Raw genomic sequence first — 17,598 nt, 5'->3', positions numbered from 1 at the left:
TTCCGGTCGTCGTGCGGTCTTAAACGATCGTCAGCGTGACGTCGATGTTGCCGCGCGTGGCGTTCGAGTACGGGCACACGATGTGAGCCTTGTCGACCAGCGCCTGAGCGGCTTCGCGGTCGAGGCCCGGCAGCGAGACGCGCAGTTCCACTTCGATGCCGAAGCCGTTCGGAATCTGGCCGATGCCGACGCGGCCCGTAACCGAGACGTCCGCCGGAATGGCGATCTTGTCGCGCGCGGCGACGAACTTCATCGCGCCGATGAAACACGCGCTGTAACCGGCTGCGAACAGTTGCTCCGGGTTCGTGCCGGCGCCGCCTGCACCGCCCAGTTCGCGCGGCGTCGTGAGCTTGAGGTCGAGGTTGCTCTCGGGCACAACGGCGCGGCCGTCACGGCCTCCGGTTGCGGTGGCTTCGGCGGTGTAGAGGACTTTTTCGATCGACATGACTGACTCTCCAGTGTGAGTAACGATAGGTCAAGCAACAAGGTTGATTCGTTAGTCGTCCAGATCGAAGGGATCTTCGCGACCGGTTGTGCCACTGTTGTGCAGCGACGATAACGGTCATTCGTGGCGTACGCGTGATCGTCATCGTGATTCTCGTAATGCTATCTATCACTAGATAGACAACGGGGTCCAACAATGGGGCGGTGAACCGCCCCGGTACTGCAATCCTTGCCTGTGGCCGCGTTGCTATGCCCCTCAGGCCGCGACTCGCCACATGGCTTCCACGTCTTCCAGACGCGACTTCGTGTGAAACAGCCGGCTCGCGATCACGCTGCCTTGCAGCGCCGCGAACAGCGTGCGCGCCGCGCTTTCCGGCTTGCCTTTCGCGACCAGCGTGCCTTCCTCGACGCCTTGCGCCAGCACCTTGGCCAGCCAGGCTTCGTTGGTGCGGAAGAAGGCCTGCACCGCTTCACGCACGGTTTCGGGCAGCGTCTCGATGTCGGCGGCGAGCATGCCGCACAGACAGATCTGGTTGCCGTCGCCCAAGGTCTTGCCGAAGAAGCGCGTGTACAGGCTGAGCTTTTCGTTCGCCGGCAACGCCGGGTCGATCGACTGCAATGCCCGCACGACTTCTTCGCTGTACTGCTTGACCGCTTCGAGCACCAGGTCGTCCTTCGACGGGAAGTAGTAGTGGATGCTCGATGTTTTCACGCCGACCAGTTCCGACAGGTCGCGATAGCTGAAGCCGTTGTAACCCCGCAGCATCATCAACGTGATGGCGTGATCCAGAAGCTGCTCGCGTACGGTTGATTGCGTGTCCATGGGTGTTAATTTATCTACTGGAAGATAGATTGTCAAGTTTCCGAAGCGAAATATTTTTTCGCACTGGAAAGCCCTTGTTTCCGCACGGTTTCCGATCGGAAATCGGGTCTTAACGTTTTCTTGATGCCTGCATTCTTACCATTGCAAATCGCAATCATTCTTATTTGTGATGGCGATGCCGGCAGGCAATCCAGCAAAACAGGAAACTGGGGTGAATACAACATGCAGTTGAATCGGGGAACGCGAGGCCGTCCATCGGGCTTGCTGATCAATCTGTTCGGCGCGACGTTCGGTTGCGTCGCGCTGACGGCGGCGCACGCGCAAACGTCGGCGCAAACCGCGCAGACGACGCAACCGGCACAAGCCGCACAAGCCGCGAATACAACCGACGCAACCGGCGCCACGCAAACCGCTGGCGCGACGCTGCCCGCCGTGAACGTCAGCGGCAGGAACTCGCCATATCAGACGAAATACGTGGAGTCGGATCAGTTCACGGCGCCGCTGCTCGACATCGCGCAGAGCATCGCGATCGTGCCCAAGCGCGTGCTCGATGAACAGCAGGCGCAAAGTCTCCAGGACATTCTCAAGAACGTGCCGGGCATCACGTTCACGTCGGGCGAGGGTAATCTCGGCTGGGGCGACATGTTCACGATTCGCGGCTTTTCGGGTGAGCAGAGCATCACGATCGACGGCATGCGCGACGCGGGCCTCGCGAGCCGCTCGGACACCTTCGACGTCGATCGCGTGGAAGTGTTCAAGGGCACCGGCACGATCGAATCGGGCGTGGCCGCGCCGGGCGGCAGCGTCAATCTCGTCACGAAGGAAGCGCATCTCGACGACGCGTATCACCTCGCGACCACACTCGGCTCGGCGCGCTATCGCCGCGTGAGCGCCGACCTCAACAAGCAGATCGGCGAGCATTCGGCGCTGCGTCTGAATCTCATGCGCCACACGCAGGACGTGGACGGTCGCGCCAGCGTGCACGACGACCGCTGGGGCGTGGCCGGTTCGCTCGCGATGGGGCTCGGCACGCCCACGCGCGTGACGCTCGACTATTTCCATCAGCAGGACAACAACGTGCCGGACACCGGCGTGCCGATCGAGCGCGGCACGGGCGGCCAGCGCATGCCCGGCGTGCCGCGCAACGGCTGGTATGGCGACCCGAATCTCTACAAGGATCACTCGACCACCAACCGCGCGAGCGTGAAGATCGAGCACGACTTCAACGACAACCTGCGCATCTCGAACATGACGCGCTGGGAGCAGACCGATCGCACCACCGTGCTCGCGCCCGCGCGTTTCAATTCGACGAGCGGCACGTCGTACGGCTACGTGGGCTCGGGCTCGCTTGTGACGAGCGCCTCGGGCGTGCTCTCGTACAGCGGCGTGTCGGCGGACCCGAATCTCTCGCCGCTCGCGGTGCTGCGCGGCAACAACTACGGCACGTCGAAGCGCTACGACATTCTCGCCAACGAGACCAACGTGAACACGTCGTTCGATACGGCGGGGCTGCATCACGATGTCGTCGTCGGCGCGGAGTTCTATCACGAGCGTTATGGCGATCTGCCGCGCAGCGTGGTCGCGCCATCGACGAATCCGGTGATGGACCTCACGAACGCGTATGGCACGAGCATGGGCGGCGTGAACACGATGGAAGGCACGACCGGCGACTACGCGGCGGTCAACGATGCGGGCGTGTATATCCGCGATACCGTGACGATCACGCCGAAGTGGATCGTTGAAGGCGCGGCGCGCTACGACCGTTTCTGGGTCAAGCAGGTGAGCGGCGCGGCCAACGCGCACTCGGTGCTGACGACGAGCGACGGCGCGTTCAGCGGCCGTATCGGCATCACATACAAGCCGCTGCCGTTCGGCAGTCTCTACGCGACCTACGGGCGTGCGGCGCAGCCTTCGGCGGTGGGCGCGACGACCAACAACACGATTTACGGCGCGACGTCGGCGGCCACGGCGAGCCTCAAACCGGCCGTGGCGCAGACCTGGGAACTGGGCACCAAGTGGGATCTGCTCGACCGGCGTCTGTCGATCACGAGCGCACTGTTCCGCACCGAACTCAGCGATTCGTGGGACTACGGCGACACGACTTCGAGCGTCGTGCGCGAGTTGCCGCCCAAACGCGTTGATGGCATCGAACTGGGCGTGTCGGGCAACATCACCGAAAAGTGGTCGGCGTTCGCGGGCTTCGCGGCGATGCGCGGGCGCATCACGAAGGGCATCAACGAAGGCCAGCGACCGGCCAACGTGCCGAACGCGACCGTCAATCTCTGGACCTCGTATGCGGTCACGCCGAAGTTCTCGGTGAGCTATGGCGTGCAGTACGTCGGCACGCGCCGTTATACCGACAACGAATACGTCGGCGGCCAGAACAACAACAGCAGCACGGTGAGCGGCGCGAGCGGCAATCATCCGGCCTATGTGTACGACGCGGAAAAAGCGCCGGCATTCTGGCTGCATTCGCTCGCGGCGCGCTATGAGGTCAACAAGAATCTCGCGCTGAGCCTCAACGTGCAGAACCTGTTCAACACGTTCTACTACTCGGCGGTGGGGGCGTCGCTCGACGGCTTCCAGTTGTATGGCGTGCCGGGTGCCGGACGCACCGTGCTGCTGTCGGCGGACGTGCGTTTCTAGCGGTTTTCGCGAGCGGCGCCGCCGCTCGCCCATTCAGACGATGCACAGAGTGAAACGATGATCGTGGAAATTCCGGGCGTATTCAGCCCGCAGGAATCGAAGGTGCGGGTCGAGCGGTTGCGCGCGGCGCAATGGATCGACGGCAAGGCGACGGCGGGCGCGCAATCGCAGCGCGTCAAACACAATCGCCAACTCGGTGGCGACGATCCGCTCGCACGCGAGATCGGCGACGAGATTATCGACCGTCTCGCGAAGGATGCGGTGTTCATGTCGGCGGCGCTGCCGAAGCGTATTTATCCGCCGCTGTTCAACAGTTATGGAATTGGAGAATCATTCGGATTCCATATCGATAACGCAGTGCGCGGTATTCGCGCGTCACGTGAGCGGGTGCGAACCGATCTGTCCGCCACGTTGTTTCTCGCCGATCCGGCGAGCTACGATGGCGGCGAACTCGTGATTCGCGACACCTATGGCGAGCAGCGCGTGAAGCTGCCCGCGGGGCACATGATCCTGTATCCGGGGTCGAGCGTGCACAAAGTCGAGCCGGTCACGCGCGGCGAGCGCATCGCGTCGTTCTTCTGGATCGAAAGCCTCGTGCGCGAGGACGCGCAGCGCGCGCTGCTGCTCGATATGGACGTCGCGATCCAGCGGCTCACGATGCAGAACGCCAGCGACGAATCGCTCGTGCAGCTCACCGGCTGTTATCACAATCTGCTGCGCATGTGGGCCGATTGCTGATTGTGGATTGCTGAGCGCCGGGCGCCGGGCGCGCGTAGCGCGTTGGCTGTGTCGGATCGGAAACCGGGAAAACTCGCGCATGCACGCGAGTTTCCGATACGCGTCGCATCGTCGTTCGCGTTTCCGTGAGGAAACGCGAAGCGCGATCGCTCAGCGCGTGGCGGTTTTCGCGGGCGTCGAATCCGTTTTCTCGGCGACGCGCTTTTCGCCGTCCGTGCCGCCCTGGCGGCTCCAGTGCTCGAGCAGCACGCGGGTTTGATCGGCGATATTCGCTTTCAGAAACTCGGCTCTTTCGGCGTCGATATCGTCCCATTTCAGCGTCGACAGCGTCACGCGGCGCGCGATGTAGAACAGCAGAAACTGGCCGTAGAGGCTGAGCATCCGCATGACGGTGAGCGGATCGTCAGCGCTCATGCCGCTGATGCGGGCGAGCAGCGTGATGTTCACCTCGTTGAGCGGCGCGCGTACGCGCTGGCGCAGGACTTCGGAGCCCGATTCCGGTTCGCCGCCGCCTTGCTCGCGCGCGAAAAAGAGCCGCTGGTCGGGGTCGCTGCGCTTGACGAAGGTGCGATCGGCGACGGCGCGCTGAATGTCGAGAAACGCGTCGATCAGCTCGGCGGTGTCGCCGTTGCGTTCGAGCACGGCGCGTGCGCGCAGCACGGCGGGCTCGAAGGATTGCCATGACTCGTCGGCGAGCGATTCGGCGCACGCGCAGTACAGCCCTTCCTTACTCTCAAAGTAGTACTGCAGGGCCGGCGCATTGACGCCCGCGCGCGCGGCGATATCCCGGGTGGAGGCGCCTTCGAAACCGTGCTTGCCAAACAGGCTGATGGCCGCTTCGATAATCTTGCGGCGCGTTTCGTCGCCGCGCGCGTAGCCGCCCGCTTTGGGACGCCGTAGCGGTTTCGTGTCGTTCATGTGATTCGGGTAGCGATCGGATTTCTCGAAATATATCACTTGACACAATTTTTCCGGATGGAATAATTTTGCCAACTGGAATAAATTGAGACTGATAAGAACATGTCAACGACCGCAGGTGCGCCCGGACGAGATGCGTCGAGCGACACCCATTCGCCCGATAAGCGCGATATTCAAACCGCCGACAACAAGACCGACAACAAGACCGACAGCAAGACCGGCAACAAGTCGGGCAAGAAGCGCATCGTCCTGATCGGCCTCGGCATCGTGGCGCTGCTCGCGGGTGCGACGTGGCTCGGTCACTGGTGGCTGGTCGGCCGCTTCATCGAGAGCACCGACGACGCCTATCTTCAGGCCGACAGCGTCACCGTCGCGCCGAAAGTCAGCGGCTATATCACCGACGTCTTCGTCGCCGACAACCAGGCTGTGAAGGCCGGCGATCCGCTGGTGAAACTCGACGCGCGCCAGTATCAGGTCGCGCTCGATCAGGCCAACGCCACCGTCGATGCGCGCCAGGCCGACATTCAGCACGCCGAGGCGCAACTCGTTCAGCAGCGCGCGAACATCGCGCAGACCCAGGCGCAGCAGGACGTGGCGCGCGTGAGCTTGCGGCACGCGCAGGACGAAGTCGCGCGTTACGCGCCGCTGGCGGCCACGGGCGCGGAAACGGTCGAGCGTCTCACCGAACTCAAGAGCACGCGCGATCAGGCACAGGCGACGCTGGCGGCGGATTCGGCGTCGGTCGAGGCGGCGCGTTCGCAGATTGCCGCGCTCACGGCGCAACTCGCGCAGGCGCGCGCCCAGCTCGAAGCGGCGCGCGCGAGCGCGGCGCAATCGCAGCTCGATCTCGACAACACCGTCGTGAAGGCGGCGCTGTCCGGCCGCGTCGGCGATCGCACCGTGCGCGTGGGCCAGTACGTGCAGCCGGGCACGCGCATGCTGACCGTGGTGCCGGTCCAGCAGACCCATCTCACGGCGAACTTCAAGGAAACGCAGATCGGCCGCATGCGCGTGGGGCAACCCGTGGAAATGCGCGTCGACGCCTTGTCGGGTCACACGCTGCATGGCGTGGTCGACAGCTTTGCGCCGGGCACGGGCGCGCAGTTCGCGCTGCTGCCGCCGGAAAACGCCACCGGCAACTTCACGAAGATCGTGCAGCGCGTGCCGGTGCGCATTCGTCTCGACGTCGGGCCGGAAACGCGCTCGGTGCTGCTGCCCGGCATGTCCGTGAATGTCGACGTCGATACGCGTTCGGCGCGCGACGACGATCGCCGCATCGACGCAGAGAACCATCGTGGCTGACGTGCCCAACGTCCCACCCAACGCTGCGCAAGCACCCGCCGCGCCGCAGCCGCACGGCGAGCAGCGCGCGGGCGTCGCCGACTGGATCGCGGTGGCCGCCGGCGCGCTGGGCGCGTTGATGGCCACGCTCGACATCTCCATCACGAACTCGGCGCTGCCGCAGATCCAGGGCGAAATCGGCGCGACCGGCACCGAAGGCACGTGGATTTCCACGGGCTATCTGATGTCCGAGATCGTGATGATTCCGCTCGCCGCGTGGCTCACGCGTGTGTTCGGACTCCGAAACTTTCTGCTGGCGAATGCCGCGCTCTTTATCGGCTTCTCGATGATGTGCGGCTGGTCGAGCACGCTCGCCGTGATGATCGCGGGCCGCATCGGCCAGGGCTTCACCGGCGGCGCGATGATCCCCACGGCGCAGACCATCATCCGCACGCGGCTGCCGCTTTCGCAGCTACCTGTGGGCATGACGGTGTTCGGGCTCATCGTGCTGCTCGGGCCGTTGCTCGGGCCCGTGGTGGGCGGTTGGCTCGCGGAGAACATCAGCTGGAGCTGGTGCTTCTTCATCAACCTGCCCGTGTGTATCGCGCTGATCACGCTGCTGATCGTGGGCCTGCCCGCCGATCGTCCGCACTGGGAGGCTTTTTTCAAGGCCGACTGGCTGGGCATCGTCGGTCTCGCGGTCGGCCTGAGCACGCTCACGGTCGTGCTCGAAGAGGGTCAACGCGAGCGCTGGTTCGAATCGAGCATGATCGTCACGCTGAGCTGCGTGTCGCTCGCGGGCATGGTGCTGATCGCGATCTCGCAGTTCGTCGCGAAGAAGCCCATCTTGCGGCTCTCGCTCATGCGCAATCCGCGCTACGCGAGCGTGATCGTCATCGTGTCGGCGGTGGGCGCGGGCCTCTATGGCATTTCGTATCTGCTGCCGCAGTTTTTGAGCCTCGTCGCTGGATACAACGCGGAGCAATCGGGCGCGATCATGCTGCTGTCCGGGCTGCCGGCCTTCCTCGTGATGCCGATTCTGCCGCGTCTGCTCTCGAAGGTCGATTTCCGCGTGCTGGTGGTGAGCGGCCTGCTGCTGTTCACGCTGAGCTGCATGCTCGATATTTCGCTGACCGCGCAGAGCGTGGGCCACGATTTCGTGTGGTCGCAGCTGATTCGCGGCGTGGCGCAGATGCTCGCGATGATGCCGCTGAATCAGGCCTCGATGGCGGCGGTCGCGCGCGAGGATTCCGGCGATGCGGCGGGTCTCTACAACATGGCGCGCAATCTCGGCGGCTCGGTGGGGCTCGCGATCATCGGCACGCTGATCGATCGCCGCGAGACCTTCCACACGGCCATGTTGCGCGAGTCGATCAGCGCGAATTCGCTGATCGGTCAGGAGCGACTCGCGAACGGCGCGGCCAGCTGGTTTGCGCAGAACGGCGACATGGCCTATTCGAAGATGATCTCGCTTGCCCAGATCGCTTCGCAGATCCAGCAGCAATCGATGGTGATGACGTACTCCGAAACATTCTGGGTGCTCGGTATTGCGCTCGCGGCGTGTGTGCCGCTCGCGCTCATGCTCAAGAAACCGCAGCCCGGCGCGAAGCCGCCGTCCGCCGGCCACTGACGCTTCAATATTCGACTCATGACGGCCATTCGTTCTTACCGCTTTCCTCGGGCAAAGCCCTTCACGCGCCTCACGCTGCTCGCCGGTGCATGCGTGCTGTCGGCCTGCACCGTGGGCCCCGACTATCACGGCGCGCCCGCGGTCGCGCCCGAAGCCGCGAGCGCCGCGAACTTCGTGCGTACGCCCGCGCAGGGCGTGACGACGGCGCGCGCGCCGAGCGACTGGTGGACCGCGCTCGACGATCCGCATCTGAACGCGCTGATCGCGGCGGCGCTCGAACACAATCCCGATGTGCGCGTCGCGCAGGCGCGGCTGCGCGAATCGCGTGCGCAACTGCAGCAACAGCGCGCGGCCGAGTTGCCGAAGGTGTCGGCCGCGGTCGCCGCGCCGCGCATGCGCGAGCCCGATCTCAGTACGCTCTCGCAGTCGTCGGGGAGTTCGGGTTCGGGACGCGGGCCGCTGCAGTTCTATACGGCGGGCTTCGACGCGTCGTGGGAAATCGACCTGTTCGGCGGCACGCGCCGCGCGGTGGAAGCGGCCACCGACGAAGCCGACGCCGTATCCGCCGATCTCGCCGACACGCAGGTGTCGCTCGCGGCCGAAGTGGCGCAGGCCTATATCGATCTGCGCGACGAGCAGCAGCGTTTCGCGCTTGCGCAGCGCACGGCGGAGATTCAGCAGCAGTCGCTTACGCTGACCGAGCAGCGCCGAGCGGGCGGCACGGCCGCCGAGGTGGACGTCGAGCGTCTGACCACGCAGGTCGAAAACACGCGCTCGACGCTTGCGCCGCTCGCCGCGCAAGTGGAGATGTCGCTCGATCAGCTCGCGGTGCTCACGGGCAAGGCGCCCGGCGCGCTCGACGCGGAACTGGCCGCGCCGAGCCCGTTGCCGACGTTGCCCGCCACCGTCACGGTCAGCGATCCCGCAACCGTGCTCGCGCAGCGCCCCGACATTCGCGCTGCCGAGCGCAGGCTTGCGTCGAGCAATGCGCAGATTGGCCAGCACGTGGCCGACTATTTTCCGAAGCTCACGCTGTTCGGCGACCTTGGCTTCACCGCCGCCGATCCGGGCCATCTGATGCGCAAGCGCAATTTCAGCTGGGTGGGCGCGCCGTATCTGCAATGGAATCTGTTTGATTTCGGCCGCACGGCCGGTGCCGTGCGTGGCGCAGAAGCCTCGCGCGACGAAGCCGAAGCGCGTTACGAAAAAACGGTGCTCGCCGCGTTGCAGGACGCCAATGGCGCGCTCTCGCGCTATGGCTATCAGCGCGAGCACGTGGTGACGCTGCAGAAAGTGCAGGCGTCGGCGGAACGCTCGGCCACGCTGATGCGTCAGCGTTATCGTGCGGGTGCGTCGAGCCTCGTCGATCTGCTCGATACGCAGCGCGCCGAGTTTGCAGCGCAACAGGACGTGGTGTCCGCGCAGGCGCAGTTGCTCAAGGACTTCGTCTCCTTGCAGAAGAGTCTGGGTCTGGGCTGGCGCAGCGCTTCGCAAAGTCCGCTCAAAAGCTGAACCGGGCGGCGCGCTCGCGCCGCGAAAATATCCACGCCACATCAAACCCCAGATAGTGGGAAATCACCCTCAATTTGCGGGGTAAACGATGAGCGGGCAACGATTAAAAATCGAATTCGCTCGCCTTTCAGGCTGCTATATTTTTTCGTCAGGGAGTCGCGACTAGAACCCGGACGCCATGCGCGTGCGTGCCGATCCGGCGTGGATGAGACATCCAGGAGGAGGCATGAAGCTGAAGAAGGCCATCGACCGCGTGCCTGGCGGCCTGATGCTGGTGCCCTTGCTGCTCGGCGCCTGCGTGCACACGTTCGCGCCCGGCGCGGGCAAGTACTTCGGTTCGTTTACCAACGGGCTGATCGCCGGGACCGTGCCGATCCTCGCGGTCTGGTTCTTCTGCATGGGCGCGACCATCGATCTGCGCGCGACCGGCGCGGTGCTGCGCAAATCCGGCACCTTGCTCGCGACGAAAACCGCGGTTGCGTGGATTGCCACGCTGGTCGCGGCGCGCTATCTGCCCGCCGACGGCGTCAAGGCCGGCCTGTTCGCGGGGCTTTCGGTGCTCGCCATCACCACCTCGATGGACATGACCAACGGCGGCCTCTACGCCGCCGTCATGCAGCAATACGGCACAAAGGAAGAGGCGGGCGCGTTCGTGCTGATGTCGATCGAATCGGGGCCGCTCGTCAGCATGCTCATTCTGGGCGCGACGGGCGTGGCCTTCTTCGAGCCGCGTCTGTTCGCGGGCGCGGTGCTGCCGTTTCTCGTCGGCTTCGTGCTCGGCAATCTCGATCACGATCTGCGCGATCTGTTCGGACGCTGCGTGCATCCGCTGATTCCGTTTTTCGGCTTCGCGCTCGGCAACGGCATCGACCTTGGCGTGATCGTCAACAGCGGGTTCGCGGGCGTGATGCTGGGGCTCGGCGTGATCGTCGTGACCGGCATTCCGCTGATTCTCGCGGATCGTCTGCTCGCGGGCGGCAATGGCGCGGCGGGACTCGCGGCGTCGTCGACGGCGGGCGCGGCGGTGGCGAACCCCGCGATCATCGGCGAGATGATTCCGCGCTTCAAGCCGCTCGTGCCGGCCGCCACAGCGATGGTCGCCACGTCGTGCCTCGTCACGGCGATCCTCGTGCCGATCCTCACGGCGCTGTGGGTGCGCAGGAAAAGCGCGCGCGAGGCTTTGCGCGAAGAGTTCATGGGGCCGCCCGTGCAGCCGGTTGCGAGCCAGGACGTGCACGTTTGATTCGCGCCTTGAATTCCGCCTGATCCGCGCGCGTCGCGTCAGTTTCGTGCGGCGCCGCGCGCCATGCTCGCGAGCACGCCGTCGCGGCGGATCAGCGCATGGAATAGCGCGGCCGCGAGATGCATCAACACCGTCGCGAACAGCGCGAACGCGAGCCACGTATGCGCCGCGCGCAACCACGCATAGAGCGTGACGTTGTGCGGCACGATCGGCGGCAACTGCACGCCGCTTGCGAGCACGACCGGATAGCCGCCCGCCGACAACATCGACCAGCCGATCAGCGGCATCGCGATCATCAACGCATACAGCACGAGATGCGAGGCGTGCGCCGCGCCGCGCTGCCACGCGGGAATATCGGCGGGCAGGGCGGGCGCGCCGCGCGAGAGGCGCACGGCCACGCGCACGATCACGAGCAGCAGCAGCGCGATGCCGAGCGGCCGATGCAGCGCGATCAGCGTCTCGTGCAGGCGCGAAACGGTCGCGACCATGCCGACGCCCACGAACAGCATCGCGATGATCAACACGGCCATCGACCAGTGAATCAGCCGCGCGAGGCCGCTGAAATGGGTGCCGGTTTTCATGGCTGAGTGTCTCCGTGCGGTTCGTGCGATTGCGCGGCTTCTTCGCGCGTGCGGCGGTTGAACGAAACGGCATAGGCGGCCGAGCGTGCCGCGAGCAGCGGATCGTCGGACGGTTTCAGGCCGTCGGGCAGAATCGTCGGGTCGTAGTTCACGTCGCGGCAAGCGCCTTCGCGCTGCGGCGTCGCGCGGCGCAGCACCAGCGTGCCCGCGTCGATCTGCTCGCGGTCGGCGGGCCATTGCTGCGTGGCGTCGTTGGTCGGGTCGCCGGGCTGGCCGACCGTCAGCACGAGACGCCAGAGCAGCGGGCCTTGCGCGAGGCGTGCTTCGAGATCGTCGGCGAGAAAATCCGGATCGTTCTTCTGCGCGGCGCTTTGCGGCGCGTAGGCGATCTCGGGCACGGTCTGCCAGCGGATCGGGCGCGTGTTGTCCTCGGCATCCGTGGCGAGGAACGCGTTGATGCCGTAGAAGCCGGTGTTGGCGAAACTCGACGAAGGCGGATGCGACTTCAACCATTGCCGGAACGGCAGCGTTTCCGGATTCGCGTCAAAAAACGCGTTGAGTTTCGCGGGATCGGGCTTGCCGGTAGCCGGGTCGGGTTTCGAGGCCACCAGTTGCTGATAAAACTGCTTCGGTGTCCGAACGACGAAAACCGGCGTCGAATTCATGCCGGTGCGCCATTGCTCGCCGTCCTTCAACTGGAACAGCAGCGCCATGCTGCGTACCGGCGTGCTGGCGTCGGGCGCGGACGGATTGCTGCCCGGAATGGCGAAGCGGCCGATCACCGGCGTCTCGCCCGGCGCGAACACGGCCGCGCGCGAAACGCGTGCGCCGTTGCCGTTGCTTTCGAACTCGCCTTCGAGGCAGAGGCCCTTGGCGTGATTGCGCCGGAAGCCCGCATGCACGCCGTAATTCGACTCGAAGGTGTTGATGATGTGCGGCGCGTTCACGCGTTTGGGCGTGAGCCAGCCGGCGGTCCAGGCGAACGCGCCGGCGGCGCCGACGACAACCGCCGCGATGGCCGCGAGCCGGCACGGCATGCAGATGGGGTTCTGGCTCATGGCGCGCTCCTGCGCCGCGTGGAGGTACGATGAGGCATGATCGGTCCTGTCGATGGCCAATAAGGGCTGTTACTGGCGTCAACACGGCGGGCACGCGGTCTATTCCACCCGATGCAGAAGTTTTTTTGCGGGTTTTTTTGCGGCGATCGAGCGGCGCCGGTGTCAGGCGAACGAAACCAACAGGAGCGAACGATGCTGAAGCTGACGGGCGGGTGTCTATGCGGGAAGATCCGCTACGAGATCGCGGGCGAGGCGATCGGCAACACGGCGTGCCATTGCGTGGATTGCCGCCGTGCTTCGGGCGCGCCCTTCGTGGCGTGGCTGAGCGTGGCGCGCACGGCGTTTCGCGTGACGGCGGGCAATCTGAAGCGCTACGCGTCGAGCCCCAACGTCGAGCGCGGCTTTTGCGCCGACTGCGGCACGCCGATCACCTACCACAGCGCCGCCTTCGCAGACGAGATCGACGTAGCGACCGGCACGCTCGATCAGCCCGATGCCGCGCCGCCCGAGCGGCACTCGTGGGTGTCGCAGCAGCTTGCGTGGGTGAAGCTGGCGGACGGCCTTCCGCGCCATCCGCGAAGTTCTACGGAATCCTGAATAACCAGCCAAAAAAAAAACGCCGCGGCGCATTGACAGCGCCGCGGCGTTTCGCTCGATCAACGATGTTCGGTGACGAACTTCGTGACCAGATACGCTTCCATCGCTTCCGTACCGCCTTCCGAACCGTAGCCCGAATCCTTCACGCCGCCGAACGGCACTTCGGGCAGCGCGAGGCCGTGGTGATTGATCGACAGCATGCCGGTTTCCACGTCTTCGGAGAGCGCCGCCGAGGTGGCGGCCGAACGCGTGTACGCATACGCGGCGAGACCATACGGCAGACGATTCGCTTCGGCGATCGCGTCTTCGTAACGCGAGAAGCGCGTGATCGGCGCGAGCGGGCCGAACGGCTCTTCGTTCATGATGCGCGCGGAGAGCGGCACGTCGGTCAGCACGGTCGGCGCGAAGAAGTAGCCTTCGCGGCCCACGCGTTCGCCGCCCGTGAGCACCTTCGCGCCGTGTTCGCGCGCGTCGGCCACGAGTCGCTCCATGGCGGCGAGGCGGCGGTCGTTGGCGAGCGGGCCCATTTGCACGCCTTCCTGCAGGCCGTTGCCGACCTTCACGGTCTTGATGGCGGCCACGAAGTGCTCGACGAACTCATCGTATGCGGCGTCTTCCACCATGAAGCGCGTGGGCGAAATGCAGACCTGACCCGCGTTGCGGATCTTCGCGCCCGCGAGCAGCTTGGCGGCGCGCGGCACGTCGGCGTCGGCGAACACGATGGCGGGGGCGTGGCCGCCGAGTTCCATCGTCGCGCGCTTCATGTGCTCGCCGGCCTTCGAGGCCAGCAGCTTGCCGACCGGCGTCGAGCCCGTGAACGAGATCTTGCGGATCGCCGGATGCGCGATCAGATACGACGACACTTCCGAGGGCACGCCGAACACCAGATTCAGCGCGCCTTGCGGCAGACCCGCGTCGATGAACACCTGCACGAGCGCCGCGCAGCTGGCCGGCGTTTCTTCCGGTCCCTTGAGCACGACGGTACAACCCGAAGCGAGCGCGGCCGAAACCTTGCGCACGGCTTGATTGAGCGGGAAATTCCAGGGCGTGAAGCAGGCGACCGGGCCAACCGGTTCGCGCGTGACGATCTGGCGGACGGCGTCGGTGCGCGAGGGCACCACGCGGCCATAAGTGCGGCGGCCTTCTTCGGCGAACCAGTCGATCACGTCGGCGCCCGCGAGCGTTTCAGCCTTGGCTTCGCCGAGCGGCTTGCCTTGTTCGCGCGTCATGATCGCGGCGATGTCGCCTGCGCGTTCGCGCAGCAGGTCGGCGGCGCGGCGCATGAGCTTGCTGCGCTCGAGCGGCGAGACCTTGCGCCATGCGTTGAACGCGCGCGCCGAGGCGTCGGCTGCGTCCGAAAGGTCCTGCTCGCTCGCGAGGCTCAGGCGGCCGATTTCCGCTTCGGTGGCCGGGTCGATCACGGCGATCGTCTTTGCGCCGGCGCGCCACGCGCCGTCGACGTAGATCTGGGTATCCGGATAGGGCTTCACGCTGGAACTCATGATGGGGCGATCCTTTGCAACGATGCAACGGTGAGAGGAGCCGGCGACGCGCTCGGCAACGCGCGTCGCGTGGGCCGCGAGACCGCTCATTGTGCCACCGCTTCGCAAGGCTTGCAGGCGGCCTCCGGAGTGCCGTCATGTGGCACAAAAGCACAAAGCCCTTCGGCAAATGCGAAGGGCCTTGTGGATAGCCCCGTGTTTCAGGGGCTGAAGCGCATTGCGCCGGCGCGCGTTTATACGTCCCGCATCAGAATTCGAGCGTGGCGTTCGCAACGAAGGTGCGTGTGGCCGACGGCATCACGTAATAGCCCCACGCGGCGGTCCAGTAGCGGCGGTTGAACAGATTGTTCACGCCCGCGCGCAGCGTCACGTCCTTGCCCGCGACCTGGGTTTCGTATTTCGCGCTCAGGTCCCACGTGGTGTACGCCGGCACGAACTGCGTGTTGGCCGCATCGACCGCCATGTTGCCGACATACTTGCCGCCGAACGCGACCGTCAGCGCGCGCAGATACGACGGGTTGTATTCCACGCGGCCCGTGACCGTGAAGCGCGGCGCGCCGTAGATGCGCTTGCCGTCCACGCTTGCATCGTCGACATCGACGGCCTTCGCGTTCAGCCACATCACGCCGCCCATCAGACGCCAGTCGGCGGCGAGCTGCAGCCAGCCGCTCGCGTCGATGCCCTGATAACGCTTCGTGCCGCTCTGCGTAAACACGTTCGCCGAGTTGGTGTACTCGTAACCCTGATCGATGCGGAACAGCGCGAGATTCGCGCCCCAGTTGCGATGATCGGCCTTGAGGCCCACTTCGTATTGCTTGCTCTTGAGCGGCCCGAAGGTCTGCGGATAGTTCACGTTCGTGTTGCTCGACGCGCCGCCTTGCTGCAGCGCTTCCACGTAGCTCGCGTAGACCGTGGTGTCGGGATCGAGCTTGAACATCAGCGCGCCGGTGGGCGTGACAGGGTTCGCGCTGTAATCGGCCTGCACCGACTGATCGACGTTATAGACGCGGTCGCGGAACTGCGTATAACGCAGGCCGAGCAGCGCCGAAAGACGCGGCGTGATCTGCACCGTGTCGCTCGCGTAGAGCGCGGTCTGCGTGGTGCGTTCGTGGCGGAACAGATTTTCGCCGATATGCACGGCGTCGTTCGTGAGCAGCGTGCTCTGGTACAGATTGCCGGTGCCGAGGCTATAGCCATCGTTCCAGCCTTCGCTGTCGTCGTATTCGCTTTGCTGGGTCTGGTAGCTCGCGCCGATCACCACGTCGTGCTTGAACGGTCCCGTGTTGAACTTGCCTTGCACCATCGCGTCGACGTTCTGATAGAAGTAGCGCGTCAACGCCGCATACAGCGTGTTCTGATAATCGCCCGCCGCGTTGTAGACGTACAGCAGGCTGTCCGAGTTGGTGCGGTTTTCCTTCGCGAAGCGGTATTTCAGGCTCGCGCGCCACGTGTCGGAAATGCGATAGTCGAGGCCCGTGCCGAACGAAGCGATCTCGGTCTCGTAGAAGTTCTGCGGCTGCGTGAGATCGCGCGTGACCTTGCCCGCGTCGGGAATGCCGAGGCCGCCGCCCACGTAGATGCCGAACAGCGTGCCGTTGGTCTTGCGCTTCTGGTAGAACGCGTCGGCGGTCCAGGTGAGATCGGGCGTGATGCGCAAGTCGAGCGCGAGCGACGCCACCTGGCGGCGCACGTGGCCGTTCGCTTCGGCGGTGTTGCCGTCTTCGTTGACGAGATTCAGGCGATAACCGAAGCGCTTGTCGTTGCCGAAACGCCCGCCCAGATCGATCTTTTCGCTGAACACGCCCGCCGATTGATAGCCGATCGAGAAGCTGCGGTACGGGTCGTCGGTGGGGCGCTTGAGCACGTAATTGACGATGCCGCCGGGCGTGCTGAAGCCGTACATGAAGCCCGAGAGACCCTTGAGCACTTCCACCTGCTCGAACTGTTCGAGCGATAGTTCGGTGTCCCAGGAAGGGAAATTCTGGCCATCGACTTTCACGCCGTTGAGCATGTCGACCGCGAGGCCGCGAATCGCGAAGGCGGAATTTTCGCCGGTCGCGTTGTCGCCGACGACGGTCACCGCCGGATCGTATTTGAAGAGATCGTTGGCCGTGTTGGCGAGCAGATCCTTGCCGCGTTCCGTCGTCACCACATCGGTGGAGAACGGCGTGTCCACCTGGCGGCGATTGCCGAGCGCGCCGGCCGTCACGCGCTTGGGCGAGGCCGTTTCGCTGTCGCGCGCGGCGTTCACCTTGACGGTGGGCAGCGCCTTGCCGTCGGCGGCGTTAGTTGCCGCGTCGCCGGTGTTATCGCTTTGGGTTGCCGGTTGTGTCTCCGTTTGCGCGATCGCCTGGGCCCAGCCGGCCGTCGACAGCGTGGAGAGCGTCACGCCCGCGCTGACGAGCAGCGCGGCGCTCAGCGAAGTGCGGGCGCCCATGACGGGGCGGGACGCGAAGGCAGGGCCGGATCGGCGCGCGGCAGCAGTATTCTTCATATTATTCTGATGAGTCGGATGACCGGGCGCCCCCGGTTGGACGGTGTACGCGTGTCATCGCATGCAAGTGCGATGAAAGTGCAGTGAAAGAATCGGCCAGATCGTAATGGAAATGATTCGCATCTACAACA

14 protein-coding genes are annotated in these 17,598 nt (G+C 65.0%); 7 read left to right on the top strand and 7 right to left on the bottom strand.

Annotated features, from left to right (window positions below; translation table 11 throughout):
• Window positions 1–19: 19 nt before the first annotated feature.
• Window positions 20–445, bottom strand: coding sequence for an organic hydroperoxide resistance protein (locus tag SB764_RS04915; RefSeq protein ID WP_065065363.1), 426 nt, complete (start codon window positions 443–445; stop codon window positions 20–22).
• A gap of 255 nt (window positions 446–700) precedes the next feature.
• Window positions 701–1,267, bottom strand: a complete 567-nt coding sequence (locus tag SB764_RS04910) for a TetR/AcrR family transcriptional regulator (RefSeq protein WP_065065362.1) — start codon at window positions 1,265–1,267, stop codon at window positions 701–703.
• A gap of 222 nt (window positions 1,268–1,489) precedes the next feature.
• On the opposite strand from SB764_RS04910, the gene SB764_RS04905 reads away from it, so the two are divergent.
• Together SB764_RS04905 and SB764_RS04900 are read left to right on the top strand one after the other, a co-directional pair.
• Complete coding sequence (locus SB764_RS04905) at window positions 1,490–3,913, top strand: TonB-dependent receptor (protein ID WP_410862809.1); 2,424 nt, start codon at window positions 1,490–1,492, stop codon at window positions 3,911–3,913.
• Window positions 3,914–3,970: 57 nt separating this feature from the next.
• Window positions 3,971–4,651 carry a Fe2+-dependent dioxygenase gene (locus SB764_RS04900; RefSeq protein ID WP_065065360.1) on the top strand — a complete coding sequence of 227 codons (681 nt, stop codon included), beginning with the start codon at window positions 3,971–3,973 and terminating at the stop codon, window positions 4,649–4,651.
• Window positions 4,652–4,801: 150 nt separating this feature from the next.
• Here the strand turns inward: SB764_RS04900 and SB764_RS04895 are convergent, their stop codons facing one another.
• Window positions 4,802–5,569 carry a CerR family C-terminal domain-containing protein gene (locus SB764_RS04895; RefSeq protein ID WP_065065359.1) on the bottom strand — a complete coding sequence of 256 codons (768 nt, stop codon included), beginning with the start codon at window positions 5,567–5,569 and terminating at the stop codon, window positions 4,802–4,804.
• Between the two features lie 102 nt (window positions 5,570–5,671).
• Here SB764_RS04895 and SB764_RS04890 point away from each other — a divergent pair, with 102 nt between their 5' ends.
• From SB764_RS04890 to kdgT, 4 genes are all read left to right on the top strand, one after another.
• Window positions 5,672–6,871 (top strand): HlyD family secretion protein, encoded by a 1,200-nt coding sequence (locus SB764_RS04890; RefSeq protein ID WP_410862807.1) that lies wholly within the window; start codon window positions 5,672–5,674, stop codon window positions 6,869–6,871.
• The gene (locus tag SB764_RS04885; protein WP_110326884.1) at window positions 6,801–8,480 is read left to right on the top strand and encodes an MDR family MFS transporter; all 1,680 of its coding nucleotides are present in this window, start codon (window positions 6,801–6,803) and stop codon (window positions 8,478–8,480) included. The genes SB764_RS04890 and SB764_RS04885 overlap by 71 nt, the downstream gene beginning before the upstream one ends.
• An 18-nt stretch (window positions 8,481–8,498) precedes the next feature.
• Window positions 8,499–9,992 (top strand): efflux transporter outer membrane subunit, encoded by a 1,494-nt coding sequence (locus SB764_RS04880; protein ID WP_124260519.1) that lies wholly within the window; start codon window positions 8,499–8,501, stop codon window positions 9,990–9,992.
• Window positions 9,993–10,218: 226 nt separating this feature from the next.
• On the top strand, window positions 10,219–11,235 hold the full coding sequence (kdgT, locus tag SB764_RS04875) for a 2-keto-3-deoxygluconate transporter (RefSeq protein ID WP_065060622.1): 1,017 nt from the start codon (window positions 10,219–10,221) through the stop codon (window positions 11,233–11,235).
• A 38-nt stretch (window positions 11,236–11,273) separates the two neighbouring features.
• Here the strand turns inward: kdgT and SB764_RS04870 are convergent, their stop codons facing one another.
• Complete coding sequence (locus tag SB764_RS04870; RefSeq protein ID WP_183039124.1) at window positions 11,274–11,816, bottom strand: cytochrome b; 543 nt, start codon at window positions 11,814–11,816, stop codon at window positions 11,274–11,276.
• Complete coding sequence (locus SB764_RS04865; RefSeq protein ID WP_410862804.1) at window positions 11,813–12,874, bottom strand: catalase family peroxidase; 1,062 nt, start codon at window positions 12,872–12,874, stop codon at window positions 11,813–11,815. Before SB764_RS04865 ends, SB764_RS04870 begins: the two co-directional genes overlap by 4 nt.
• Before the next feature lie 192 nt (window positions 12,875–13,066).
• On the opposite strand from SB764_RS04865, the gene SB764_RS04860 reads away from it, so the two are divergent.
• Window positions 13,067–13,471 (top strand): GFA family protein, encoded by a 405-nt coding sequence (locus SB764_RS04860; protein ID WP_065060625.1) that lies wholly within the window; start codon window positions 13,067–13,069, stop codon window positions 13,469–13,471.
• A 59-nt stretch (window positions 13,472–13,530) separates the two neighbouring features.
• Here SB764_RS04860 and SB764_RS04855 read toward each other — a convergent pair whose 3' ends face one another.
• Together SB764_RS04855 and SB764_RS04850 are read right to left on the bottom strand one after the other, a co-directional pair.
• Window positions 13,531–14,973 (bottom strand): NAD-dependent succinate-semialdehyde dehydrogenase, encoded by a 1,443-nt coding sequence (locus SB764_RS04855; protein ID WP_321855337.1) that lies wholly within the window; start codon window positions 14,971–14,973, stop codon window positions 13,531–13,533.
• Window positions 14,974–15,220: 247 nt separating this feature from the next.
• Window positions 15,221–17,410, bottom strand: coding sequence for a TonB-dependent siderophore receptor (locus SB764_RS04850; RefSeq protein WP_410862802.1), 2,190 nt, complete (start codon window positions 17,408–17,410; stop codon window positions 15,221–15,223).
• Between the last annotated feature and the right edge of the window lie 188 nt (window positions 17,411–17,598).

Origin of the sequence: Paraburkholderia sp. SIMBA_027, assembly GCF_046535315.1 — a bacterium.
In the GTDB taxonomy this organism is placed as follows: domain Bacteria; phylum Pseudomonadota; class Gammaproteobacteria; order Burkholderiales; family Burkholderiaceae; genus Paraburkholderia; species Paraburkholderia tropica.
Note: the sequence above shows the minus strand (reverse complement) of the source record. Positions and strands in the feature narration are given on the sequence as shown.

Excerpts from the sequence above, each read along its gene's own strand:
- SB764_RS04870 (WP_183039124.1), bottom strand. The coding sequence starts at position 11,816 with ATGAAAACCGGCACCCATTTCAGCGGCCTCGCGCGGCTGATTCACTGG.
- kdgT (WP_065060622.1), top strand. The coding sequence starts at position 10,219 with ATGAAGCTGAAGAAGGCCATCGACCGCGTGCCTGGCGGCCTGATGCTG.
- SB764_RS04905 (WP_410862809.1), top strand. The coding sequence starts at position 1,490 with ATGCAGTTGAATCGGGGAACGCGAGGCCGTCCATCGGGCTTGCTGATC.
- SB764_RS04900 (WP_065065360.1), top strand. The coding sequence starts at position 3,971 with ATGATCGTGGAAATTCCGGGCGTATTCAGCCCGCAGGAATCGAAGGTG.
- SB764_RS04885 (WP_110326884.1), top strand. The coding sequence starts at position 6,801 with ATGTCGACGTCGATACGCGTTCGGCGCGCGACGACGATCGCCGCATCG.
- SB764_RS04865 (WP_410862804.1), bottom strand. The coding sequence starts at position 12,874 with ATGAGCCAGAACCCCATCTGCATGCCGTGCCGGCTCGCGGCCATCGCG.
- SB764_RS04915 (WP_065065363.1), bottom strand. The coding sequence starts at position 445 with ATGTCGATCGAAAAAGTCCTCTACACCGCCGAAGCCACCGCAACCGGA.
- SB764_RS04855 (WP_321855337.1), bottom strand. The coding sequence starts at position 14,973 with ATGAGTTCCAGCGTGAAGCCCTATCCGGATACCCAGATCTACGTCGAC.
- SB764_RS04850 (WP_410862802.1), bottom strand. The coding sequence starts at position 17,410 with ATGGGCGCCCGCACTTCGCTGAGCGCCGCGCTGCTCGTCAGCGCGGGC.
- SB764_RS04910 (WP_065065362.1), bottom strand. The coding sequence starts at position 1,267 with ATGGACACGCAATCAACCGTACGCGAGCAGCTTCTGGATCACGCCATC.
- SB764_RS04895 (WP_065065359.1), bottom strand. The coding sequence starts at position 5,569 with ATGAACGACACGAAACCGCTACGGCGTCCCAAAGCGGGCGGCTACGCG.
- SB764_RS04860 (WP_065060625.1), top strand. The coding sequence starts at position 13,067 with ATGCTGAAGCTGACGGGCGGGTGTCTATGCGGGAAGATCCGCTACGAG.
- SB764_RS04880 (WP_124260519.1), top strand. The coding sequence starts at position 8,499 with ATGACGGCCATTCGTTCTTACCGCTTTCCTCGGGCAAAGCCCTTCACG.
- SB764_RS04890 (WP_410862807.1), top strand. The coding sequence starts at position 5,672 with ATGTCAACGACCGCAGGTGCGCCCGGACGAGATGCGTCGAGCGACACC.